The following is a 22,250-nucleotide window of genomic DNA, read 5'->3' as shown; positions in this document are numbered from 1 at the left end:
GACGCGGGCTACATCCTGAAAATCTGTTTGCCAAGATCGGCGCGATCCAGGCTGTTTGCCACGGCAAGCTTGAACCCGGTCAGCGCGTGGAGACCGCCGACAGGAATGTGGAAGCCCGGCTGGCCGAAGATGTCGATGATCTCGCGTAGGACAGGCCGGTCGGCTTCGGCCGGCGGCGAAAAGAAATAGCGATAGATATTCGCCCTGATCTCGACGCCGCTCAGCAAGACATCGAAATTGTGCAGTTCGAAGCGCTCGGCACTCATGCCGCCATTGATCACCATCTGTCCGCCAAGCGCCAGGGTGCGGATCAATTCGCCGCTGACAGGTCCGCCGACATTGTCGATAATCCCGTTCAATCCGGCGCCACCGGTGATATCCATCACCGCTTCCCGGATACTTGCCTTCAAGTCCGAAAGGTCAAGAATGGCGGCGACGCCAAGCGTTTTCAGGTCGAAGCTTTGGTGCGAGCGCCGCACAAGTGCGATGACGTTGATGCCGCGTCGTTGGGCGAACTGCATCACCATTGTCGAAATCGACGAATAGCCGGCCGTGACAGCCAACCACTGGCCGGGCCGCACACGGGAATCCGTCAGCAGATCCCACGCGGTAATGGGGTTCACCATCTGCCCGGCGCGTTCGACGGGATAGCCGGCAGGCAACAGGATCAGCCGTTCGGCGGGAATGGCCGCGTACTCGGCCCAACTGCCATAATAGCTGAACGCTACAAGCGTGCCCGGTTCCAACGGGACGTTTGCGCCGACGGCCTCGACGATGCCGGCGCCATGATTTCCGGCGATCTGCTGGGGAAAATGCGGCTTCTTCGGTTCGGGATAGAGGTTCTGGATAAACAGGAAGTCGCCCGGATTGATCGAGGCCGAGACCATCCTGACCAGCACCTCGCCGTCGCCGATCCGCGGCATCGGCAGGTCGCCCATGTAGAGCACGTCGCGCGGCGAACCGATGGCGTCAAATACAATTGCTTTCATGCCGTTCTCCATAACAAACGATCCGAGGCCAACAGTCTGGGCCCGGCCAGACCGTTCCGAGACTTGCGTCGGCGCCGCGGAACCTACGATCGGCCGGCAAAAGTCAGAATTGGCAGATTTGACAATCTATGTGCTAAACTTGCCAGATCGTTTCTTCAGAGGCTGCTGGTTTGGATATCCGGGACGCGGCGCGGCGGGTCGCGGTTTTGTGAAGCGCCGGCGGGCTGGAAAGGAGGCTATGCGTTTGACGTCGCCGCGGCGCGACATAGGTTAGCCCGGTCGGCGGCTCCCACCCGCCCCAGCATGAATCATCATGGAGATCAGCCTTGCAGAAGCGTCGTCTCGGTCGCACCGACCTATCCATCGCGCCATTGGTTCTGGGCGGCAACGTGTTCGGCTGGACTGCCGATGAGAAAACCTCGTTCGACTTGCTCGACCGCTTTGTCGACGCCGGTTTCAACGCCATCGATACGGCCGATTCCTATTCGCGCTGGATTGCCGGCCACCAGGGCGGCGAATCCGAAACCGTCATCGGCAAATGGATGAAGAGCCGTGGTAACCGCGACAAGGTTGTCGTCATCACCAAGGTCGGTTCGGATATGGGACAGGGCAAAAGGGACCTGTCCGCCGCCTATATCGAAAAGGCCATCGACGCCTCGCTGAAGAGGCTGCAGGTCGATACTGTCGACCTCTATCTGTCGCACTGGCCTGATCCGGCCACCCCTTATGAGGAAACGCTCGGCGCTTACCAGAAACTGCTCGACAAGGGCAAAATCCGCTATGCCGGCGCCTCCAACCTCGACGCCGCCCAGTTGCGCGCCGCACTCGACGTGGCAAGCCTGCGCGGCCTGCCGCGCTACGAGGTGCTGCAGCCGGAATACAATCTCCACGACCGCTCGTCCTTCGATGGTCCGCTGCGTGACCTGTGCGTGGCCGAGGACATCGGCGTCATCACCTATTTCAGCCTCGCCAAGGGATTTTTGAGCGGCAAGTACCGCAGCGAAGCCGACCTCGGCAAAAGCCCGCGCGGCGGCGGTGTGAAAGGCTATCTCAACGCGCGCGGCATGCGCATTCTCTCAGCGCTCGATGCCGTTTCAGCCAGACATTCGGCCAAGCCGGCGGAAGTGGCGCTTGCCTGGGTAATGGCGCGGCCCGGCGTCACCGCTCCGATCGCCAGCGCGACGACGCTCGACCAGGTCGACAGCCTGGTGCGTGCCGCGTCGTTGCAGCTCAGCCCGGACGATATCGCCGAGCTCGACAAGGCCAGCGCATAGCCGCGCACGATCGTTCAAGACCGGCACCGCTGCCTTGTCCTACCGTCCCTGCATCGTCACAGGATGCAGGACGCCGCATGGCCGGACAGGTTCTTCTCGATCAGCAGCTATGGCAGCAATTGCTGGCGCTCGTGCTGGCATCGGCCATCGTCATGGGCAGCCCGGGGCCGGCGACGATAAGTGTCACCGCGGTCGGTGCCGCGTTCGGCCTGCGCGATTCGCTCCGCTATGCCTCGGGGATCGTTGTCGGCACGGTCCTCGTGCTTTTGGTGGTGGCGACGGGCATCATGGCTGTTCTCACCGCGCTGCCAAAGGTCGCAGCGCTGCTGGCGGTTGCTTCGGCAGCCTACATCCTCTACCTGGCGTTCAAGATAGCGACGGCGCCGCCACTGACGGCGCGCGTCGGTGGAGTGGCGCTTCCCACCTTCCTTGGCGGGTTCCTTCTGGCGGTTGCCAACCCGAAAGCCTATGTGGCGATTGCCGCCGTGTTCGCCGGCGCGTCTTCCGGCGCCGGCGGTCTTGGTATTTCAGCCAAGCTGACGGTTCTCGCCTTGATGATCGTTGCCATTCATCTCTTGTGGCTTCTCGCCGGCGCGGCTTTTGCACGTTTGCTGCGCCAACCGCTGGCCTCGCGGATCATCAATCGGGTGTTTGCGGTGACGCTGATTGCAACAGCCGCCCTGGCTGCCCTGCCGTGAGCCCTTCTGGCATCCGCGGCCGTTGCCTCAGCCTTTCAATTCAGGTTTCGCGTCCAGCTCACCAAGCCGTTTCACCGCCGTCGGCGGCATCGGCGGCGGGTACGGCGTCTGCGACGCCTCGACGAGGAGCTGGTCGCAGGCGGCCTCCGTCTCGGCGATCAGCCGTTGCATGAATTCGTCCTTGCCGAGGCCGGGCGGGATCGGCGGCAGGAAGCGCGCCTTGATCGTGCCGGGATAGCGCAGGAATTTGCGGCGCGGCCAATAGAGGCCGGCGACGTGAGCGACCGGCACCACCGGAATGCCAAGTTGCGCATAGAGTTCGACGATGCCGTATTTGTAGACCGGTTCGTCGCCCGGCGCCCGGCGGGTGCCCTCGGGATAGATGATCAGCTGGCGCGGATTGCGCGCCAATTCCTGTTTGGTCGCGGCGATCACCGTCCTCAATGCCTTCGAGCGGCTGCCGCGGTCGACAGGAATCATCCGCATCTTCAAAATGTACCAGCCGAAGAACGGGATCCAGGTCAGCTCCCGCTTCAATATGTAAACGGGATCGTCGAGATACGGCAGGAAAGCGATCGTGTCCCAGAAGGACTGGTGCTTCGGCGCCAGGATGAAGGAGCCTTCAGGCAGGTTTTCCTGGCCCATGATCTCACTTCTGGTGCCGGCGATCTTGTCGTAGAGCCACATGCTGGTGCGCGACCAGAATTTCGGCACGAACCAGGCGCGATGGCGCGGCGACAGGAAATAATACGGGGTCCAGAGGATCATCTGGACGATCAAATTGAGGTAGAAGGCGAGATTGAACGCCAGCGAGCGGAGATAGAGCATACAGCGATTGCCCGGTGAGGAGGTGTGCGTTGGTTACACCAAGCGCCGGCAAAAAGGAAACGCTGCGAGGCGGGCGATCGGCCCGGCCTTGCGATGGGCCGTCTTCGTCACGTTTGCCACGCCGCCTGCAGCAGGCGCTGTCTCAGGCGCGGGGCGGCGAAGTCGAGGAATGCGCGCAGCTTCACCGGCAGTAGCCCCTGGCCGGCATGGACGAGGCTCACCGGCCATGGGTCTGGCTCAAACTCTTGCAACACCGGGCGCAGCGTACCCGACCGGACGGCGGTGGCGATCTGGTAGGAAAGCAGCCTCGTCACGCCGACGCCGGCAATCGCCGCATCGATTGCTGCCTCAGCCGTGTTGACCCGTAACCTGGAGCGGACCGGCACGCTGAATTCAGTCTTGCCGGTGGCGAAGCTCCAGGCTGCGGCGGTGAGCCCTTCGAAGGTGATGGCACTGTGTGCTGCAAGCTCTTGCGGCGTTTGCGGTGTGCCGTGCTCGGCGAGATAGGCCGGGCTCGCGCAAACGACGCGGCGGATCGAACCCAGGCGGGTGGCGATCAGGCTCGAATCGGCAAGCTCGCCGATGCGGATGGCGAGATCGATGTGCTCTTCGACCAACTGGGTTATCCGGTCGGCGAGTGTCAGCCGCACACTTACCTCAGGATAGACGGAGAGGAAGCCGGTGATGACCGGTAGCACATGCAGGCGGCCGAAGACGATCGGCGCAGTGACGATCAGTTCGCCGGTCGGGGCGCTGTATTCGCCGGCGGCTATTCGCTCGGCCTCGCCGACCTCATCGAGAATGCGACGACAGGCGGCGAGATACGCGTGGCCTGCATCGGTCAGCGACAGCTGCCGCGCCGAGCGGTTCAACAGCCGTGTCTTCAGGTGCCTTTCCAGGTCCGAAACCTTGCGGCTGACCGTCGTCAGCGGAATGCCGAAGCGGCGCCCGGCAGCCGAGAGGCTGCCTGTCTCCGCCGCGGCAACGAAAAGCGACATAGACTGGAGGCGATCCATAGTTCTCCCGAAAAATTTGCCCTTCCGAAAAACGGAAGGGTAGATTGCAGATATGGCATCTGCATCTCGAAGACGGAAGGCCCTATTTCGTGGGCGAACAATGCAGCGCAACTCGGCGCGTAAAGGAGGGCTTCCATGAACGCTCACACCAGCGATGTCGCCTTCACCCCGACGGTGAAGGCGATCCAGGCCCGCAAGGGCTCGCGCCAGGCCTATGCCCGTGTCGAGGAGCGTGGCGGCTGGCAGGCGGTAATCACGCCCGATCTCGCCGCCTTCATCGAGGGGCAGACCAGTGTCTTTCTGTCGACCGCCAATGCGGACGGGCAGCCTTACATCCAGCATCGCGGCGGGCCTGCCGGTTTCCTCAAGGTACTCGACCAGCGGACGATCGGCTTTGCCGATTTTTCCGGCAACAGGCAGTTCATCACCCAGGGCAACCTCAGCGACAACCCACAGGCTTTCCTGTTCCTGATCGATTATGCGCACCGGCAGCGCATCAAGATCTGGGGCAAAGCGCAAGTCGTCGAGGGCGATGCCGAGCTGACGGCAAAGCTGATGCCGCAAGACTATAAGGCGCGACCCGAGCAGATCATCCTGTTTACGGTTTCGGCTTGGGATTCAAATTGCTCGCAGCACATACCGCAGCGTTTCGAAGCGGCCGACGTGGCGGCGGCGCTCGGCGAACGCGACAAGCGCATCGAACGGCTCGAACGGGAGATCGCACGCTTGCGATCGGATGCAGCGGCCAGGGGATAAGAGCAAGGGAATAAAAGTGCCGGTGCCGTTCAGCTTCCGCCCGCGGCGTCGGCCAGCGTCACGCTGTCGGTTCGCTTCACCGGCATGATGCCGCGCGCCAGCGCCAGCAGGTATTTGTTGTATTCGGTGAACAGCACGCGCAGCGCTCCCGGTTTGGTCAGCCAGCCGCCATTCTCGAGGTTGGTGTTGACCACCGGATAGGGCTCGAGCCTTGCGCCGTGCAGCAGCCGGCCCATTTCCAGCAGGCTGCGCGGCATGTGATAATTGTTGGTGACGAGAATGACGGTGCCGTAGGCATGGTCCTCGACCCATTTGGCGCTTTCCTCGGCATTGCCGATCGTGTCGAGCGCGGCGCGGTCGATGTCGACGCAGCAGGAAAACAGCCTCTTGTCGCCGCCGGTCGCGGCCTGAAGCTGGCGGCGGCTGGCGGAGGGATGGACGCCGCTGATCAGCAGCCGCTCGCCCTTGCCTGAGGCAAGCAGGCCCATCGCAGCGTCGAGGCGCGACTGGCCGCCGGTCAGCACGATGATAGCGTCGGCCCTGGCCGGATTGGCGGGCGTCGTCAGACGGCTGACGGTATTGGCGAACCAGCCGAAGCCGGCGATAAACAGCGCCATAAAGGCGAGCAGAAGGAGAGCCGAGATGCGCAAGGAGCGGGCTGCCAGCAGCCGCCCATGTTTGGCGAACTGATCCGGCTTGGCAAATTCATCAGGCTCGGCGAACACGGGCGGGCGCGCAACCAGCACTGGCATGCATCCAGCGGTATCGGTCGAGTCCCGAACGTCCATCATGAAATGGTTAATCCCGAAATACGGCCTTTGGTAGGAAAAAAATGCAATTTTCGTGACGATGAGTTTTCATCCGTGATCGATCTTTCCTTTAGCCGGCGTCCGGCTGGCGAATGTCGATGTCGCTGAGATAGGTAACCACGGTGAAATGGGAGGTTGCCGCCGTCAGCGCGCCGATCACCAGCACCATGACAGCGACCCCGAGATAACCCGCCGAGCCGATGGCGAAATTGCCGAACAGGGCAGTCGCCTGATCGGCCTGCGGTGTCGCCATGTTGCGTGACGACCACCAGGAGAAGACGATGAAGACGAGGATCGCCGCGGCGCCGCCTGCCGCGGCGCCCTTCATGCCGGTGACCAGAAAATGCCGGCGGAATTCGCGCGCGATGAAGCGCGCCTCGGCGCCGACGAAATGCAGCACCTCGATGATGTGACCATTGCCGGCCATGGCGCCGCGCGTCGCGAATACAACGGTCAGCACCGTCGCAGACAGCATCAGCGCCAGCACTGCGATACCGATCGTAACCGTGGTGCGGGCCATGGCAACCAGCCGGTCGACCCAGGTGCGATGATCGTCGAGCGAGGCGCTCGGCAGCTTCGGCGTGATTGCCGCGCGCAGTGCGGCGAAATCGGGCGGACTATTCTCGTCGATGGTGATGATGATCAAGCGCGGCACCGGCAGCTCATCGATGTTCAGGCCCGAGCCCAGCCAAGGCTCGAGCAGCCGGGCCGTCGCTTCGCGGTCGACGATCCTGGCGCTCTTCACGCCGGGGAATTCGCCGGCGATCTGCGAGGCCAGTGCAAGTGCAGCCTCCATGTCGAGGCCGTCGACCGGCTTGATCTGGATGGTCGCTTCGCGCGAGATCTGGTTCTCCCAGACGGAGGCGGTGTCACGCACCAGCGTGACTGCGCCAAACGTCAGGCAGGATAGAAACGTCATGATGGCGATGACCAGCACCAGCGCCCGGCCGGCGATGTTCTGCGCCGGCACGATCGGCGCCATTTTGCGCTGGACGCGGGGCTTTGCCGCCGCGGCGTCCTGACCCTCGAAATGTTCGACGGAGAGCTCAGTCATAGATGTCCAGCCTTCCGCCGGCCAGGATCATTCGCCGTGCATCGACCTGTTCCATCAGGCCGAGGTCGTGTGTGGCGATCACCACGGCGGTGCCCAGCCGGTTGAGCTCGATGAACAACCGCAGCAAGCGTCGCGCCAGCGGCGGGTCGACATTGCCGGTCGGCTCGTCGGCGAGCAGGATCTCGGGCTGCTCGATCAACGCCCGGGCTATCGCGGCGCGCTGCTTCTCGCCGCCAGACAGCACCGGCGGCAGCACATGCATGCGCTCGCCGAGGCCAACCCATTTCAGCAGCTCGGTGACGTCGGTGCGGTAGGTCGCCTCCTCGCGGCCGCGCACGCGCAGCGGCAAGGCCACGTTCTCGTAGGTGGTCATATGGTCGAGCAGGCGAAAATCCTGGAACACCACGCCGATGCGTCGTCTCAGATGCGGCAATTCGGTACGCGAGATGCGCGAGCGGTCCTTGCCGAAAATGGTGATCAGGCCGCGCGTCGGCTTCAGTGACATGAACAAAAGCCGCAGCAACGTCGTCTTGCCGGCGCCTGAAGGCCCGCTCAGGAACTGAAAGGAGCGCTCCGGAATGTGCAAGGAGATGTCGCGGAGAATCTCCGGACCCATGCCATAACGGAGGCCGACATTTTCGAAGCGGATCACTTTCGACGACCTGAAATTCTCGGCGGCAAGATGCCAGCCCCTTCTGTGGAAAGACCATCGGCCGGCATGGTTAACCGACGGTTAATTTGGGGGCTTTTCGAGCGAGTCACAGGGGTTCCGGTGGGGAAGCGTTAACCATTTCCGTTTACCCAAAAGAAACGAACAGCGAACAGGTGCCGTAGTGTTGGGCCATGATGGCTGAGGATCGAACCGCGCGCCCGGTTTCCGGCGAAATCATGACCGATCCGGCCGCCGAGCCGGAACGCATCATGCATGACGTGACCGCCGACGTCATCGATGCCGACTATGAGGTGCTGCCCAGCCATTTTACACGTCCAGACTTTACGCCGCCGCCTGCGCGCATGATTTCCACGCCTTCGATCGAAGGCATGGACATGTTGCGCAAGCCCGAAACCGCCATCGAACGGCCGTTGTGGGTGCATGGTGGGCCGATCTTCTGGATTGTCGGCGTCGGTGCCGCCTTTGCCGCTTTCTGGATTTCGGGCGGCCATGCGCTGGTTCGTTAGAGCGGCGGCAGAAAATCAACAGGTCACCAGATAAACGATTCGCGACGCGCTGGGATATCCGACCGTTCGCGGGCGCCCTGCGAAAGATTTGGCCTTGCCAGATGGCACGACAGGCCTAGAAACGGGTTGAAGACCGTTTCGGTCGGCTTCGCCTGCAAAGGCGATCATTTCTGGAAAGGCAGCCAATGCCAGTTGTGCGCGGCAAGGACATCGAAGTCCTGTTTTCGGCGTCCGCCATCGCGCGGCGGAACCTGGAACTTGCCAAGGAGATCGCCTGGCACGACTACCACGACCTTCTGGTAATCTCGGTGCTGAAGGGATCGTTCATCTTCGCCGCCGATCTTATCCGTGCCATGCACGATGTCGGCCTGTCGCCGGAGGTCGAGTTCATCTTCATCTCCAGCTATGGCGCCGGCACGACCAGCGGTGAGGTGAGGGTGCTGCGCGACATCGACAACGAGGTCGCCGGTCGCGATGTGCTTTTGATCGACGACATTCTGGAATCCGGCAAGACGCTGAGTTTCACCCGCGACCTCATGCTGTCGCGCGGCGCGCGGAGCTGTGCCATCACCGTGCTGCTCGACAAGCGCATGCGCCGCCAGACCACGCTCAACGCCGACTATGTCGGCTTCGACTGCCCCGATTATTTCGTCGTCGGTTATGGCATGGACGTCGCCCACGCGTTTCGCGAATTGCCTTTTGTCGGCGTCGTCAAGGGCGACGCCTAAAAGCGAGTCGCGCTCGACCGGCCTTATGCGACGCGCTTTAGGTCCTTGTTTTATATCGCAAAACCGCTGCACACTTTTGCGCGGCATGCATTGGTTGGGTTGTCGCCGCTCGCGGTTCAGAAAACATCAACTTTTCCCCGCCAAATATCCTGCCCATGGCAAAGCTCCTGATCGTCGAGGATGATGAATCCGTCCGCACTCTCGCCGCTCGTGCGCTCGAACGCGCCGGGCATAATGTCACTGTTGCCGCCGACGGCGCACATGGCCTTTCTCTGATCCGGGCGGCGCAAGGGAGCTATGACCTTGTGCTGTCCGACATCCGCATGCCGGAAATGGACGGCATCGAGATGGCCAAGGCGGCAGCGGCGCTGTTCCCGGCGATGAAGATCATGCTGATGACCGGCTATGCCGACCAGCGCGAGCGCGCCGAGGAATTGAACGGCATTATTCTGGACGTCGTGCAAAAGCCGTTCACGCTGGCTGAAATCCGCGCCCGCGTCGAACAGACGCTCGCCTGCTTCGCCTAAAGCCCAAGGCCGACCGCCTTCAGGCAGGGTCGCAGGTCGCCGCAATGGCTGGCGCGCCGCTCCGGCGCCGGCTGGCATTGAGCGCAAACAGGCCGGCGCCGATGATGAGGGCTGCGCCGGTCGCCGTCGCTGGTCGCGGCACTTCGGCAAAGAACAGAAAACCCCATAGCGGCGACCAGATGATACCGGTGTATTCGAAGGTGGCGACGCTGTTGGCGGGCGCCAGCCGGTAGGCCTGCGACAACAGGATCATGCCGGCCGAGGCAACGAAGCCGCATGCTCCCATCTTGAGCAGATCCGGCGTCGTCGGCCAGACCCATGGCCGGACGAGGAATTCGAGGCTCGGATGCATGGCGTGGTCTATGCCTGCCAGCCAAAACAATCCCGCCACCAAGGCGGCGCCGACCAGATAGGCGCCGTTCTGATAGAACGCCATGACAGTCGAGGATTCGGTGTCGCCGATCTTGCGTGCCATCAGCTGCGAGAAACCGTAGAGCAGAGCCGAGCCTAGCGACAACAGCGCTGCCCAGTCGAACAAACCGGCACCCGGGCGCACCATCACCAGCACGCCGAGCATGCCGACCAGGACGGTGGCGAGCGCCTGCCAGGACACGCGTTCGCCGAGATAAGGGCCGGCCAGCGCCATGATGAACAGCGGCGCCATGAAATAGAGCGCTACCGCGTCAGCCAGCGGCAGGGCGGCGATTGCCAGATAGTAGGCCGTATAGGAGGTGAACTGGATGAAGGCGCGCATCGTCAGCATGCCGAACCGCTTCGACAGGATCGCCTGCAATCCGACATCGGCGTGGACAAGGAAAACCAGGATCGGCAGGGCGACGATCGAGCGGATCGCCATCACCTCGGTGACCGGATAGTGGCTCGACACCGCCTTGACCAGCGGATCCTGCAGCGAAAAGACCAGCACGCCGAGACAGAGGCTGAGGATGCCGAGCACAAGCCGATTCTGCATAGGCGCTCCTGATCTCCCGCGTGCGCGGCCGAAAGCAGGCCTGCATCCGGGTAAAAAGAACCCGCCACCGTTTCGGGCAGCGGGTACGAGTGAGGACTTTGATTGGTCCGCAGCCGATTTCGCGGCCGCATATCCAATGGGTAAGGCGACTATCGTCCGCCGTTTGACATGTTGCAAACGAATTGGAATGATGCCAGCAATCAGATTTCCTTATGGCGGGCACATGCGACCCAATCTCGACAGCGACCTGTTGCGCACCTTCGTGGCGGTCGCCGACACCGGCAATTTCACCAAGGCGGCGGAGCGGGCCGGCCGCACCCAGTCGGCGGTCTCGATGCAGATGAAGAAGCTCGAAGGCATGGTCGGCGACAGCCTGTTCGAGCGCGGCTCGCGCGGTGTGGCGCTGACGCGGCGCGGCGGCGAGCTCGTCGCCAACGCCAGGCGCATCGTTTCACTGCTCGACGAGACGGCGGCATCGATGGTCGCGGCGCCGCTTGGCGGGCCGGTGCGCATCGGTATCCCGGAGGAATATGGCCACGCGATCCTGTCGCGCGCGCTCGGCGCCTTTGCCAAGCGCCATCCTCAGGTCGACATCACCGTCCGCTACGCGCATTCCGGTGCGCAGATCGCGGCGCTCGCCGCCGGCGATCTCGATCTGGCGGTGGTGTTCGAATGGCAGGATCTGTCGGGCGGTGAAGTGCTGATGCATGACCCGACCGTATGGGTGACGTCGGAGCTGCATCACATGCATGAGGAGCGGCCGGTGCCGATCGCGCTCTACAACCGTGCCGGTTGGTGCAAGGATTTCGCGATAAAGTCGCTGGAACAGCGCGATCTCGCCTATCGTGTCGCCTACACCAGCGATACCAACGGCGGCCTGCGGCTCGCCGTCACCTCCGGGCTGGCGATTGCGCCGATCTCGCGCAGCAACATCCCGGCCGGCTGCCGCGAGCTTACGGCCGCCGACGGGTTCGGCGACATCGATTCCTCGAACGTGGTGCTGCGGCGCAACCCGAACGCTTCCGGCGAGGCCATCGACGGTATGGAAGAGGCGATCCGCGAAGCGTTCACCAACCGTTAAAGCATGCCACTCGGTCCGGCGATGGCGGCCGACCCGGACCCCGCGCAGCGATCTTCCGAATATAGGCAGCCCTACTTCAGCTCCAGCAACCGCTCCAGATAGCTGCGCTCGATATCGGGGCTGAGCGCATTGCCGAGCCGCTTGCGGATTGCTTCGAGGATCTGGCGGGCACGCTGCACATCGATCTCGTCAGGCACCCTTACCGAACTTCCGTCGTCGGGACCCTCGCTGGTGCGGGGCCGCCCGAGCGGGTCACGGTCGGCATTCTGCTGGCGTCCGCCTTGCCCGTTGCCGCCCTGGTCGCCTTGCATCGCCTGCAATTGCTTCATCATGTCCTTGGCGCCCCTGCGCAAGGCTTCCAATGCGCGGCCCTGATGACCGACGGCCTGGTCGCCTTCGCCCTCGCCGAGCGCCTGTTCGGCATTGCCCATGGATTTGCCGGCCTCGCCAAACCCCTCATTGGGGTCGAGGCCCATGCCTTCGAGGCTCTTCCTCAATTGATCGAGCTCGCTCTGCAGCTTGCCCTGACCTTCCTGCAATTGCTTCAGCGCATCAGCAAATTCCTGCGGCGTCATCGGGTTCGGCCGGCCGAGCGGATCGCGGTCGTCACCCGGGCCGGGTTTGCCCTCTTCGCCCATCGGGCCTGGCTCACCGTTCTCGCCGAGCTGCTCGTCGCGGTTCTGCCCGCGCTGTTGCTGGCCGCGCTGCATCTGGTCCATACGGAAAGTGTCGTTCATCATCTCCTGCTGGCGCCGCATGATCTCGCCCAGCTTGTCCATTTGCTGGCGCATCTCGCTGTCTTGCTGGCCGCCTTGCTGCTGGCGGCCTGCCTGCAGATTGTTCATCATGTCCTGCAGTTCGGACAGCAATTGCTGCGCCTGGTCGCGATTGCCGGATTTCGCCAGGTTCTCGATCTGGTCCATCATGCGGTCGATGTCGCTCTGGCGCAGTTCCTGGCCGTTCTGCTGCATCTGTGGCGCATTCGGATTCTGCTGCGCCCGCGCCGCGAATTCCTGCAGGAACTGGTTCATCGCCTCGCGCAGTTCCTTCATCGCCTTTTCGATCTCTTGGTCGCTGGCGCCATTCTTGATCGCATCCTGCAGCGCTTGCTGCGCCTGGCGCAGCCGCTTCTCGGCCGCCGAAAGATTGCCTTCCTCGATACCGAGCGCGATCTCCCAGAGGTAAGCGACCTCGTCGCGCAACTGGTCGTCGCTGTCGGCCATCTTCAGCCGGGTGCGGGCGCTCATGATGGCGAGGTAGTGCGCCATGTTGTCGAACGTGTCTTCGGGCCTGAGCGTGATCGCATCCATCAGGTCGAGCACTCGGTCCTTGGCATAGGCGTCGAGCGCCAGTATGCGGCGCTGCTCGACCACCGCCCGCGCCAACGGGTTGGAGAATGGCCGCTCCGGCATCACCAGCGTCTTGGTTTCGCTGGTCGCCGTGTGTCCGGCACCGTCGGTGGCGACAAGCGACAGCTTGACGTTGCCGCCGGCCCAGACATGGTCGGTCAGGTCCTTCGTCGTCCTGGCGGCATTGGCCTTGCCGCCGCGGCGCGGTAACGTCAGCGGCATTTCCGGCGGGCCATAGAGCGGATGCGCGTTGGGCGCCGGCGGATCGGCCAATGCGAAAACCGCCTTTGCGGAGGCCGCGCCATAGTCGTCGTCGATCTGGTAGTTGAGCTCGAAAGCACCGTTGACGGCGCGTTTCGGCTCGCCGACAAAGCGGATCTGCGGCGGCTTGTCGGGAATTATGGCGAAGGCCCAGCGGCCGAGCTCGCCGTCGCCGGACTGCAGCGTCAGCGTGCCATCGGCCGTCAACTTGCCGCTGAACTGGCGCACGGTGGAAGGCGTTGCCGGACTTGCCTCAGTCTTGGCGGCTTGCGGCCCGGTCGGATCGATGGCGCGGGTGTTACCGCCGGTGTCGGCGTAGCTCAGCGTTTCCTCGCCCGAACCGCCGGTGACGCGCAGGGACACGTCGCTGCCCTCCGGAACAGTGAAGGTCGCCGCCGTTTGAGTGGCGTTGTTGGCCAGGGCCGGGGCGTTCAGGAATACCGGCGGCCTGCCGGTATAGGCCGGCGGCGTCACCCAGGCATCAATGCGCGGCGGCACGACGTCGCGGGCGGCACGGGCAACAAAACCGTCGCTCAGCCTGCCGCCCGATGGCCCAAAGGAGAAGGCAAAGGCAGTTACCAACAAAAGCGCGGCAACGGCGCGCAGCGCCCACGGGTCGCGTTCCGGCACGCGTGTGCGCGGCACGTCGCCGCCAAGCTCACCCAGCCGGTCCGCCATGCGCCGCTGATGCTCGCGCCACAGGGCTTGCGAAAAAATGCTTTCCTTGCCGCTCGGGCGATCGGTCTGGACCTGCACCGGGCTGTGCAGCAATCGGTTGGCCGCCTCGATGCGGCGGTCGACCTCGGCACTGGATGGCGTGCGGAAGAAACGCAGCGGGTAGAGTGCGGCAAGAGCTGCGACGCCGAATGCCGTGATGAGACCGATCCGCGCCAGATCGGGCAAAAATGGGAACAGGCCGAGCCACGAGATGCTGAGGAACAGGCTGGCGACGACGATCAGTGGCAGCAGCAATGGCCAGCCGCGTTCGACGATTATCGAGACCTGCGTTCCCAGCCGGCTCAGGGCAAGTCGCCTGGCCAGACTGCGATCGCTGGTGAAGATGGGTCGTTGTGTCATCGGCCCTTCCTGGCCGGGCGGATAGCCCGGGCCTCACGAGTCTATCGCATGGGCCCGAAAAGTCGATTTTCGGGAAGCACGATGCGAAGACCTAAAATCTTAGCGCGTACTTCGTGCGTCCAAGCGGATGCACATCGTCCTAAGGATACCAACAAACACGGCGAAGGCGAGGCGGTTCCCCAAAACGTGAACAATAATGCCCCGGATATTGTCAGAATTTCGCCGGATTGGCGTTTGCGCCGCAGACCAGCACGGCAACGCGCTCGCCTGCAGCCGGTGCGTAGCGGCCGGACAGGAGCGCCGCGAAGGCGGCCGCACCACCCGGCTCGGAGATGATTCGCACGCGGTCCCAGAGCGCCGCCTGGGCGGCGATAATGTCGTCGTCGCCGACAAGGATCGAGCGCTCGACGAATGCCTCGGCGATAGGAAACATCATTTCGCCGACACGCTTCGGCGCGAGCGAATCGGCGGCGATGCCCTCCGCCGGCGCGTCGACGGGTCGGCCCGCCTCGAAGGCGCGATGAAGCGTCGGCGCACCCTCCGGTTCGACGGCGATGATCCTGATGCGGCCGGAAAACCAGGCGGCGATGCCGCCGATCAGGCCGCCCCCACCGACGGCGACCAGCAGGGTGTCGAGCTTCGGCAGGTCGGCCTCGATCTCGAGGCCGAGCGTGCCTTGCCCGACCAGCGTCTCCTCCTGGTTGAAGGCGTGGATCTGCAGCGCGCCGGATTTTTCGGCGAAGCTCTCGCTGGCGGCCAGCGCCTCGGCATAACGGGCGCCGCCGACGATCAGCTCGGCGCCGTAACCGCGGATGCGGTCCAGCTTGGCCGGCGGGCTCACCTCGGGAACAAAGATGGTCGCCTTGTGGCCGAGCCGCATGGCGGCATAGGCGACGGCGGCGCCGTGGTTGCCGCCCGATGCGGCGACGACGCCGGCCGCAGGAACCGGCCGTTCGAGGAGATTGGTGAACGCACCACGCGCCTTGAACGAGCCGGAATGCTGCAAGCACTCAAGCTTCAGGTCGACAGGTAGAGGCGGGCGGCCGAAATCGGCCATGTCGACGCGCAGCACCGGCGTGTGGCGCACGTAGGGCCGGATGCGCGGCTCCATTGCAGCGATGCGCTCGCGTGTGATCGTGTGGCCGTGCGGCATGCTTTCACTCCCCAGAGCTGACATTCAGAGTTGACATTACTTAGTAACTTGGCAAAGTACCTAAATGCAAGAGGTCGACGTCTTCAAAGCGATTGCCAACGAGCGCAGGCTGCAGATCCTCGATTGGCTCAAGGACCCGCGCGCGCATTTTCCGCCGCAGACGGACGGCGATCTGGTCGAGGACGGCGTCTGCGCGCTGCTGATCGCGGAAAAGCTGGGGATCACCCAGGCAACGCTCAGCGAGCATATGCGCGTGCTCACCCAGGCAGGGCTTTTGCGCAGCAAGCGCATCAAGCAGTGGATATTCTATCGCCGGAACGAGGACAGAATCGCCGAGACCAGGGCGCTCATTCAGCACCGGCTGTAGCTGCAGAGTTCTACTTCAACCAGTCCGGCACCGAATCCAGTCCGATCAGCTCGTCATAGGTCCGGCGCGGGCGCACAACGTGGAAGCGGTCGCCGTCGACCAGCACTTCCGGTACCAGCAGCCTGGTATTGTAGGTGCCGGCCTGGACGGCGCCATAGGCGCCGGCGGTGGCGACAGCGATCAGGTCGCCGGATTTCAGCCGGGGCAGGTCACGGTCGAGCCCGAGATAGTCGCCGGTCTCACAAACCGGGCCAACGACGTCGACCTTCATGCGTGGTGCTGCGGCCGGCTGCTGCGCCACCGGCCTGATGTCGTGGAAAGCGTCGTAAAGCGTCGGCCGGATCAGATCGTTCATCGCGGCGTCTACGACGAGGAAGTTCTTGGCGTCGCCGTCCTTCACGAAGATCACCTGCGAGACCAGGATGCCGGCATTGCCGACGATCAGCCGGCCTGGCTCGAACATCACTTTCAGCCCAAGTTTGGCAACATGCTTCCTGACGATCTGGGCATAGGCATCGGGCAAAGGCGGCGGGTTGTTGTCGACGCGATAGGGAATGCCAAGGCCGCCGCCGACATCGATGTGCTCGATGGCATGACCGTCGGAGCGCAAGGCGCCGACCAGCTCCACCAGCAGCGCAAAGGCGTCGTCGAAGGGCTGCAATTCGGTGATCTGACTGCCGATATGGGTGTCTATGCCGGTCACCTTGATGCCCGGCAGCTCAGCCGCGCGGGAATAGACCTTCCGCGCCTGTTGCCAGGGAATGCCGAACTTGTTCTCGGCCTTCCCAGTCGAAATCTTCTTGTGCGTCCTGGCGTCGACATCCGGATTGATGCGCAGCGAGATCGGCGCGATCTTGCCCAGCGCGGTGGCGCGAGCCGACAGCAGCTCCAGCTCCGGTTCGGATTCGACGTTGAAACAGAGAATGCCGGCCGAGAGCGCAAAATCCATTTCGCGCGCGGTCTTGCCGACGCCCGAAAACAGGATCTTGCTTGCCGGGATGCCGGCCGCCAAAGCGCGGCGCAATTCGCCCTCCGAGACCACGTCGGCGCCGGCGCCGAGCCTTGCCAGCACCCTCAGCACGGCCTGGTTGGAATTCGCCTTCATGGCATAGCAGACGAGAGCGTCGAGCCCGGCAAAGGCCTCTGTGAAGACGCGAAAATGCCTGGTCAGCGTCGCCGTCGAATAACAATAGAACGGCGTGCCGACGCTAGCGGCGATGTCTGATATCGCCACGTCCTCGGCATGCAGCGCGCCGTCGCGGTAGTCGAAATGGTTCACGAGATTGGTCCGAAAAATCAGAGCAGCGGGTCGAGGATGAATTTCTTGTCCTCGACAGGTTTTTCCGGCTCCGGCGGCAAAGGTTGCTTGGCCTTCTCGGCGTCCTTGCGGGCCTGCACGGCTGCCGCGTAGGGCGTATCGAGCGCAGCCTTCCTGCCGCAAGCCGCAACGGTGGCCATTGCTGCCACCAGCGCCAGCGTCACCAAAATCCTGCTTCCGGTCATCGTGCCATCCGTCCGAAACTGTTGCCCGCAGCCGCTTCTAGCCGAGTTTTGCGGCCATTGCACCCCGCGTTCTACGCCTTGGCGAGCCGCTTTTTCCAGTAGCGGATCTGCCTGCGCACCTCGGACGGCGCGGTGCCGCCGAAGCTTGTGCGGCTCTTCACAGAATTCTGCACGGCGAGAACCGAAAACACGTCGGCGCTGATACCGGGGTGAATGGACTGCAGGTCCTCCAGCGAAAGCCTGTCGAGCCCGACCTTCCTGTCCTCGGCCAGCGCCACCGCCCGGCCAGTGATATGGTGCGCCTCGCGGAACGGCAGGCCGAGCGTGCGCACCAGCCAATCGGCGAGGTCGGTCGCAGTCGAATAGCCGGCGCCGGCCGCCTTTTTCATCGCGGCAGTGTTCACCGTCATGTCGCGCATCATGCCAGTCATCGCCGCCAGCATCAGGTCGAGTGTCTCTGCCGCATCGAAGACGGATTCCTTGTCTTCCTGCATGTCCTTGCCATAGGTCAGCGGCATGCCCTTCATCACCGTCAGCAGACCGACCAGATGGCCGGTGACGCGGCCAGTCTTGCCGCGAACCAGTTCGGCAGCGTCGGGGTTCTTCTTCTGCGGCATGATCGAGGAACCTGTCGAGAAACTATCCGACAGCCTGACGAAGCCGAATTGCGGCGTCGACCAGATGATGATCTCTTCGGCCAGCCGCGACAGATGCGTCGCGCAGATCGCCGCCAGGCCCAGGAACTCGAGCGCGAAATCGCGGTCCGAAACGCTGTCGAGCGAATTGCGCATCGGCTCGCGGAAGCCAAGCGCCTTCGCCGTCTGGTGCCGGTCGATGGGAAAGCTGGTGCCGGCAAGGGCGGCAGCGCCGAGTGGGCTTTCATCCATCCGCTCGATCGCGTCGCGTACGCGAGACAGGTCGCGCGCAAACATCTCGACATAGGCCATGCAGTGGTGGCCGAAGGTCACCGGCTGCGCTGCCTGCATGTGGGTGAAGCCCGGCATGACCGTTGCCGCATGCTCCTCGGCCCGATCCAGGAACGCCGTGATCAGTCCCTTCAGCGCCTCGGCGACGCGAAAGCACTCGTCCTTGACCCACAGCCTGAGGTCGACCGCCACTTGGTCGTTGCGCGAGCGGGCGGTATGCAGGCGGCCGGCGGCGGGGCCGATCAGATCGGCCAGACGAGCCTCGACATTCATGTGGATGTCTTCCAGCCTGGTCGAGAACTCGAATGTGCCGGCCTCGATCTCTGCCAGGATCGTGTTCAGTCCGTGAGCGATTTTTTCTTGATCGGCCGCCGAAATAATGCCCGTTTGCGCCAGCATCTGGCTATGGGCGATCGAGCCGCGAATATCCTGCGCATAGAGTTTGCGGTCGAACGAGATCGACGCGTTGATCGCTTCCATGATTGCGGCCGGACCCGAGGCAAAACGTCCGCCCCACATCTGGTTGCTGGCCTTCTTGTCGTTCATCGCTATAACCCGTGCTCCGGAGCAATTTTTCAAAAATGGCAGACGGCAATAGATTTTTCCCGGCTTTGCGTCTCATCCTCGCCGCTTTGGTTGCGGGCGTGCTGGCCGGCGCGGTCGCGGTATATGTCAGGGAAAGCAGTTCTGGCAACAAGGCGCCCGCGCAAGTGGCCGCCGGCGGCGGCAAGGACGACGTCGCCTGCGCCGCCAAGACCGACCGTGCCAAGAAGATCGCCTCCGCTGCCACCGGCCAGGTTGCCGCGCTTTTGCCGGCGGATCCGCCGCAATCGCTGAAAAGCCTTGCCTTCAACGGCCCGGACGGCAAGCCGACGACGATCGCCGATCATGCCGGCAAGACGGTGCTGCTCAATCTGTGGGCGACATGGTGCGCACCTTGCCGCGCCGAAATGCCGGCGCTCGATGCGCTGCAGAAGGAGATGGGCAGCGATGCGTTTCAGGTTGTTGCCGTCAACGTCGATGCCGGCGACGATGCCAAACCGAAGAAGTTCCTGGAGGACACCGGCGTCAAGTCGCTCGGCTACTATCGCGATGCCACCATGGCGCTGTTCAATGACGTCAAGACACGTGGCCTTGCGCTCGGTCTACCCGTCACCATGCTGATCGATCGGCAAGGCTGCCTGATCGCCCATATGAACGGCCCGGCCGAATGGTCGGGGCCGGATGCCAAGCGTCTGGTCGAGGCGGCGCTTCAGCCAGGATAGGCTCAGACCGTGCGCAGGCGCGGCTTGAGCACGGCAATGCTTGCGCCGCGTCGGCTGGCGGTGCGGATTGCCGGAGCGGCCACGCCCGTCAGTTCGCCGAATGTTTCGATCGGAGCCGGTTTGCCGAGGTAATAGCCTTGCCCGATCTCGCAAGCCTCGGCGTCCAGGAACTGCAATTCACCCGGCGTCTCGATGCCCTCCGCAAGGACTGGCAGGCCGAGACCGCGTCCAAGCCCCAGCACGGCGCGAACGATCGCCGCGAACTGGGCGTTCTTGTCGACCGATTTGATGAACGACCCGTCGATCTTGATCTTGTCGAAGGGAAAGGCGCTAAGGTTGGACAGAGAAGAGTAGCCGGTGCCAAAATCGTCCATCGCCACATGCACGCCAAGCGCCTTGACCTGCCTCAAGGTTGCGAGCGCGCGCGGCATGTCCTTCACCAGGGCCGTTTCGGTGATCTCCAGTTCGAGCCTGCCGGGGGCCAGGCCGGATCTCGACAATGCGTCGTGCACCTTGCGGCTGAAGTTCGGATTGTGAAGTTGCACGGCGGAGACGTTGACGGCGACCATTAGCGGGTTTGTCCAGCGAGCAGCATCGTTACAGGCCGTCGTCAGCACCCAGTCGCCGATCTGGGCGATTGCGCCACTGTCCTCTGCCACGGGGATGAAAACGGCCGGAGAAATGTCACCCCGCTCCGGATGCTGCCAACGGACCAGGGCTTCGAAGCCGATCATCCTGCCGCCGCGGATCTCCTTCTGCGGCTGATAGACGAGGTGGAACTCCTTGCGGGCGATCGCCTGGCGCAGTTCATGCTCCATCACGCGCTTGTCGCGGGCCGCGGTGCCCATGGCTATCTCGAAAAACCGATAGGTGTCCCGGCCTTCGGTCTTGGCGCGATGGAGTGCCGTATCGGCATGGCTGATCAGTCAGGCCTGGTCTTCGGCATCCAGCGGAAAGAAGGCGATGCCGATGCTGGCCGAGACGAGGCCGGAGCCGACCGAAACCCTGTTTTCCTCGCGGATCGCCGCCAGCAAGTCCTCGGCTATCCTGCCTGCGGCCAGGGGGTCGGGGAGGTTCGGAGCTATGATGGCAAATTCATCGCCGCCGAGACGTGCGAGCATCTGTCCGTGGCGCGGGATGCCGGAAATGCAGTGCGCCAGCTTCTGCAGCATGGCATCGCCGGCGCCGTAGCCATAGAGGTCGTTGACCTGTTTGAACCGGTCGAGGTCAAGCAGCAGGAGCGCCAGATATCCGTCCTTGCCGCCACGATCCATCGATGCGAATTCTGCTTCCAGCCGGGAAGAAAAGCTCCGCCGATTGGCAAGCCCGGTAAGTGGATCGAAATGCGCGAGGCGGAGGATCTCTTCTTCCGCCTTCTTGCGCTCACGGATGTCGCGGACGGCAAGCACCGTATGAGGCCTGCCGCAGTAGGTGATCTTCCTGGCGATCAGCTCGACAGGAATTCTCGCGCCGTCGCTGCCCCTTAATTTCGCTTCCTGCGCCTGTTCGCCGAAGCCGGATATATCGGCTGCGCTCCGTCCGTCGAAAAGCTCGCCGAGTTGCATCGTGTTGAGGGTGGCTGTCGCTGTTCCGGTCAGCTTAGCCATACTGTCATTGGCGCTGACGATGCGGGTGCCATCGCAAACGATCAGACCTTCCACCGCGGCATTCGCGAGATCGTGCATGCGATCGGCCTCGAGCTTCTGGCGGCGAAAGCGCAGGTCGATCCACAGGGCGGTGCCCGACAGCACAAGGATTATCAGGCTGGCGACCGCTGCAGCAAAGGCCTGGGAAACGGGATCGATTGAATGTGCCGATATTTCAATCGCGGAATCCGGAATGATCGACACCGCGGCCATCGCGATGAAATGCAGGCTGCAGATCGCCAGCGTCAAAAGCGCGGCGCCGCCGAGAGTGGCGAGCGCTGACGGGCGGCGCAAGACTACAAGAAGCGCCAGTGCCGCAAGGGTCACGCCGGCCAGAAGCGATATCGCGACAAGGAGCAGGTTCCATACGACCCGGCCTTCGACCTCGAAAGCGGCCATGCCGATGTAGTGCATCGTCGCGATGGCGCCGCCCAGGATGGCGCCACCGACGAGGAAATGGTCGATGCCGCGGCGCAAAGTGGCGACCCACATCCCAAGCGCGGTCAGGATGACGGCGGCGGCAAGCGAAAAGGCGGATAATGCCGGATTGTATGCGTTAGGTATTCCCGGCGTAAACGCGGTCATGGCGATGAAATGCGTCGCCCATATGCCGAACCCGGTCGAGGCCGCGGCGATCATCAGCCAGGCAAGCCGGTTTCGCTCGGTCGATCGGCCGACATGCTTAAGGAGATTAACCGCTGAGAAGCAAGAAATTCCACAGACGAGTGCGGCAAGCGCAACCAGTCTCGGATCGTGCTGACTTACAATACAATTATAGACCGTCAGCATCCTGG

The 22,250-nt window shown here is 63.3% G+C and carries 21 protein-coding genes and 1 pseudogene; 9 read left to right on the top strand and 13 right to left on the bottom strand.

Annotated features, from left to right (window positions below; translation table 11 throughout):
- Nucleotides 1-8: 8 nt before the first annotated feature.
- Entirely contained in the window at nucleotides 9-989 is a 981-nt protein-coding gene (locus NKJ46_RS27070) for a quinone oxidoreductase family protein (protein ID WP_352668975.1), read from the bottom strand.
- A 326-nt stretch (nucleotides 990-1,315) separates the two neighbouring features.
- Between NKJ46_RS27070 and NKJ46_RS27065 the strand changes: the two genes are divergently transcribed.
- Both NKJ46_RS27065 and NKJ46_RS27060 read left to right on the top strand, forming a co-directional pair.
- Nucleotides 1,316-2,263, top strand: coding sequence for an aldo/keto reductase (locus NKJ46_RS27065; protein WP_352668973.1), 948 nt, complete (start codon nucleotides 1,316-1,318; stop codon nucleotides 2,261-2,263).
- A 77-nt stretch (nucleotides 2,264-2,340) separates the two neighbouring features.
- Nucleotides 2,341-2,961 carry a LysE family translocator gene (locus tag NKJ46_RS27060; protein WP_352668971.1) on the top strand — a complete coding sequence of 207 codons (621 nt, stop codon included), beginning with the start codon at nucleotides 2,341-2,343 and terminating at the stop codon, nucleotides 2,959-2,961.
- Nucleotides 2,962-2,988: 27 nt separating this feature from the next.
- Here the strand turns inward: NKJ46_RS27060 and NKJ46_RS27055 are convergent, their stop codons facing one another.
- Together NKJ46_RS27055 and NKJ46_RS27050 are read right to left on the bottom strand one after the other, a co-directional pair.
- Nucleotides 2,989-3,789, bottom strand: coding sequence for a lysophospholipid acyltransferase family protein (locus tag NKJ46_RS27055; protein ID WP_352668969.1), 801 nt, complete (start codon nucleotides 3,787-3,789; stop codon nucleotides 2,989-2,991).
- A gap of 107 nt (nucleotides 3,790-3,896) precedes the next feature.
- Nucleotides 3,897-4,805 (bottom strand): LysR family transcriptional regulator, encoded by a 909-nt coding sequence (locus tag NKJ46_RS27050; RefSeq protein WP_352668967.1) that lies wholly within the window; start codon nucleotides 4,803-4,805, stop codon nucleotides 3,897-3,899.
- A 135-nt stretch (nucleotides 4,806-4,940) separates the two neighbouring features.
- Here NKJ46_RS27050 and NKJ46_RS27045 point away from each other — a divergent pair, with 135 nt between their 5' ends.
- A complete protein-coding gene (locus tag NKJ46_RS27045) occupies nucleotides 4,941-5,561 on the top strand; it encodes a pyridoxamine 5'-phosphate oxidase family protein (RefSeq protein WP_352668965.1) in 621 nt (206 codons plus the stop codon).
- 29 nt (nucleotides 5,562-5,590) lie between these two features.
- On the opposite strand, the gene NKJ46_RS27040 is transcribed toward NKJ46_RS27045, so the two are convergent.
- The 3 genes from NKJ46_RS27040 to ftsE form a co-directional block, all read right to left on the bottom strand.
- Nucleotides 5,591-6,352 carry a YdcF family protein gene (locus tag NKJ46_RS27040; RefSeq protein WP_352668963.1) on the bottom strand — a complete coding sequence of 254 codons (762 nt, stop codon included), beginning with the start codon at nucleotides 6,350-6,352 and terminating at the stop codon, nucleotides 5,591-5,593.
- 88 nt (nucleotides 6,353-6,440) lie between these two features.
- Nucleotides 6,441-7,424, bottom strand: a complete 984-nt coding sequence (locus NKJ46_RS27035; RefSeq protein ID WP_352505094.1) for a cell division protein FtsX — start codon at nucleotides 7,422-7,424, stop codon at nucleotides 6,441-6,443.
- On the bottom strand, nucleotides 7,417-8,076 hold the full coding sequence (gene ftsE, locus NKJ46_RS27030; protein WP_023677923.1) for a cell division ATP-binding protein FtsE: 660 nt from the start codon (nucleotides 8,074-8,076) through the stop codon (nucleotides 7,417-7,419). The genes NKJ46_RS27035 and ftsE overlap by 8 nt, the downstream gene beginning before the upstream one ends.
- Nucleotides 8,077-8,312: 236 nt before the next feature.
- Here ftsE and NKJ46_RS27025 point away from each other — a divergent pair, with 236 nt between their 5' ends.
- The 3 genes from NKJ46_RS27025 to NKJ46_RS27015 all read left to right on the top strand — a co-directional run bounded on the left by NKJ46_RS27025 (nucleotide 8,313) and on the right by NKJ46_RS27015 (nucleotide 9,858).
- Nucleotides 8,313-8,603: a hypothetical protein gene (locus NKJ46_RS27025; RefSeq protein ID WP_352668960.1), complete on the top strand. Its 291-nt coding sequence runs from the start codon at nucleotides 8,313-8,315 to the stop codon at nucleotides 8,601-8,603.
- Between the two features lie 185 nt (nucleotides 8,604-8,788).
- Entirely contained in the window at nucleotides 8,789-9,331 is a 543-nt protein-coding gene (hpt, locus tag NKJ46_RS27020) for a hypoxanthine phosphoribosyltransferase (protein WP_352668959.1), read from the top strand.
- Nucleotides 9,332-9,486: 155 nt separating this feature from the next.
- Nucleotides 9,487-9,858, top strand: coding sequence for a response regulator (locus NKJ46_RS27015; protein WP_352668957.1), 372 nt, complete (start codon nucleotides 9,487-9,489; stop codon nucleotides 9,856-9,858).
- Nucleotides 9,859-9,877: 19 nt separating this feature from the next.
- Here NKJ46_RS27015 and NKJ46_RS27010 read toward each other — a convergent pair whose 3' ends face one another.
- The gene (locus NKJ46_RS27010) at nucleotides 9,878-10,828 is read right to left on the bottom strand and encodes a DMT family transporter (RefSeq protein ID WP_352668955.1); all 951 of its coding nucleotides are present in this window, start codon (nucleotides 10,826-10,828) and stop codon (nucleotides 9,878-9,880) included.
- A gap of 223 nt (nucleotides 10,829-11,051) precedes the next feature.
- Here NKJ46_RS27010 and NKJ46_RS27005 point away from each other — a divergent pair, with 223 nt between their 5' ends.
- Nucleotides 11,052-11,909, top strand: a complete 858-nt coding sequence (locus NKJ46_RS27005; RefSeq protein ID WP_352668952.1) for a LysR family transcriptional regulator — start codon at nucleotides 11,052-11,054, stop codon at nucleotides 11,907-11,909.
- Nucleotides 11,910-11,980: 71 nt separating this feature from the next.
- Here the strand turns inward: NKJ46_RS27005 and NKJ46_RS27000 are convergent, their stop codons facing one another.
- Nucleotides 11,981-14,596, bottom strand: a complete 2,616-nt coding sequence (locus tag NKJ46_RS27000) for a TIGR02302 family protein (protein ID WP_352668951.1) — start codon at nucleotides 14,594-14,596, stop codon at nucleotides 11,981-11,983.
- Between the two features lie 211 nt (nucleotides 14,597-14,807).
- Entirely contained in the window at nucleotides 14,808-15,749 is a 942-nt protein-coding gene (locus NKJ46_RS26995; protein ID WP_352668950.1) for a threonine/serine dehydratase, read from the bottom strand.
- A 64-nt stretch (nucleotides 15,750-15,813) separates the two neighbouring features.
- On the opposite strand from NKJ46_RS26995, the gene NKJ46_RS26990 reads away from it, so the two are divergent.
- Nucleotides 15,814-16,116, top strand: coding sequence for an ArsR/SmtB family transcription factor (locus NKJ46_RS26990; protein WP_023677929.1), 303 nt, complete (start codon nucleotides 15,814-15,816; stop codon nucleotides 16,114-16,116).
- A 10-nt stretch (nucleotides 16,117-16,126) separates the two neighbouring features.
- Here the strand turns inward: NKJ46_RS26990 and lysA are convergent, their stop codons facing one another.
- The 3 genes from lysA to argH form a co-directional block, all read right to left on the bottom strand.
- Entirely contained in the window at nucleotides 16,127-17,395 is a 1,269-nt protein-coding gene (gene lysA, locus NKJ46_RS26985; protein WP_352668948.1) for a diaminopimelate decarboxylase, read from the bottom strand.
- A 17-nt stretch (nucleotides 17,396-17,412) separates the two neighbouring features.
- Entirely contained in the window at nucleotides 17,413-17,619 is a 207-nt protein-coding gene (locus NKJ46_RS26980; protein WP_352668945.1) for a hypothetical protein, read from the bottom strand.
- Nucleotides 17,620-17,690: 71 nt separating this feature from the next.
- Nucleotides 17,691-19,091 carry an argininosuccinate lyase gene (argH, locus tag NKJ46_RS26975; RefSeq protein WP_352668943.1) on the bottom strand — a complete coding sequence of 467 codons (1,401 nt, stop codon included), beginning with the start codon at nucleotides 19,089-19,091 and terminating at the stop codon, nucleotides 17,691-17,693.
- Between the two features lie 35 nt (nucleotides 19,092-19,126).
- Here argH and tlpA point away from each other — a divergent pair, with 35 nt between their 5' ends.
- The gene (gene tlpA / locus NKJ46_RS26970) at nucleotides 19,127-19,810 is read left to right on the top strand and encodes a thiol:disulfide interchange protein TlpA (protein WP_352668941.1); all 684 of its coding nucleotides are present in this window, start codon (nucleotides 19,127-19,129) and stop codon (nucleotides 19,808-19,810) included.
- Between the two features lie 2 nt (nucleotides 19,811-19,812).
- Here tlpA and NKJ46_RS26965 read toward each other — a convergent pair.
- Nucleotides 19,813-22,245 (bottom strand): annotated as a pseudogene (locus NKJ46_RS26965) (EAL domain-containing protein).
- Between the last annotated feature and the right edge of the window lie 5 nt (nucleotides 22,246-22,250).

This window comes from Mesorhizobium sp. M0166 (genome assembly GCF_040322255.1).
GTDB lineage: Bacteria > Pseudomonadota > Alphaproteobacteria > Rhizobiales > Rhizobiaceae > Mesorhizobium.
This window is presented reverse-complemented; position numbering and strand designations above follow the sequence as displayed.

Bases quoted from the DNA above. Each gene is read 5' to 3' on its own strand.
- hpt (WP_352668959.1), top strand. From the start codon at position 8,789: ATGCCAGTTGTGCGCGGCAAGGACATCGAAGTCCTGTTTTCGGCGTCC.
- NKJ46_RS27070 (WP_352668975.1), bottom strand. From the start codon at position 989: ATGAAAGCAATTGTATTTGACGCCATCGGTTCGCCGCGCGACGTGCTC.
- NKJ46_RS27055 (WP_352668969.1), bottom strand. From the start codon at position 3,789: ATGCTCTATCTCCGCTCGCTGGCGTTCAATCTCGCCTTCTACCTCAAT.
- NKJ46_RS26990 (WP_023677929.1), top strand. From the start codon at position 15,814: ATGCAAGAGGTCGACGTCTTCAAAGCGATTGCCAACGAGCGCAGGCTG.
- tlpA (WP_352668941.1), top strand. From the start codon at position 19,127: ATGGCAGACGGCAATAGATTTTTCCCGGCTTTGCGTCTCATCCTCGCC.
- NKJ46_RS27045 (WP_352668965.1), top strand. From the start codon at position 4,941: ATGAACGCTCACACCAGCGATGTCGCCTTCACCCCGACGGTGAAGGCG.
- NKJ46_RS27000 (WP_352668951.1), bottom strand. From the start codon at position 14,596: ATGACACAACGACCCATCTTCACCAGCGATCGCAGTCTGGCCAGGCGA.
- NKJ46_RS26995 (WP_352668950.1), bottom strand. From the start codon at position 15,749: ATGCCGCACGGCCACACGATCACACGCGAGCGCATCGCTGCAATGGAG.
- NKJ46_RS27050 (WP_352668967.1), bottom strand. From the start codon at position 4,805: ATGGATCGCCTCCAGTCTATGTCGCTTTTCGTTGCCGCGGCGGAGACA.
- argH (WP_352668943.1), bottom strand. From the start codon at position 19,091: ATGAACGACAAGAAGGCCAGCAACCAGATGTGGGGCGGACGTTTTGCC.
- NKJ46_RS27010 (WP_352668955.1), bottom strand. From the start codon at position 10,828: ATGCAGAATCGGCTTGTGCTCGGCATCCTCAGCCTCTGTCTCGGCGTG.
- NKJ46_RS26980 (WP_352668945.1), bottom strand. From the start codon at position 17,619: ATGACCGGAAGCAGGATTTTGGTGACGCTGGCGCTGGTGGCAGCAATG.
- NKJ46_RS27035 (WP_352505094.1), bottom strand. From the start codon at position 7,424: ATGACTGAGCTCTCCGTCGAACATTTCGAGGGTCAGGACGCCGCGGCG.
- NKJ46_RS27005 (WP_352668952.1), top strand. From the start codon at position 11,052: ATGCGACCCAATCTCGACAGCGACCTGTTGCGCACCTTCGTGGCGGTC.
- NKJ46_RS27060 (WP_352668971.1), top strand. From the start codon at position 2,341: ATGGCCGGACAGGTTCTTCTCGATCAGCAGCTATGGCAGCAATTGCTG.
- NKJ46_RS27040 (WP_352668963.1), bottom strand. From the start codon at position 6,352: ATGATGGACGTTCGGGACTCGACCGATACCGCTGGATGCATGCCAGTG.
- NKJ46_RS27025 (WP_352668960.1), top strand. From the start codon at position 8,313: ATGACCGATCCGGCCGCCGAGCCGGAACGCATCATGCATGACGTGACC.
- NKJ46_RS27015 (WP_352668957.1), top strand. From the start codon at position 9,487: ATGGCAAAGCTCCTGATCGTCGAGGATGATGAATCCGTCCGCACTCTC.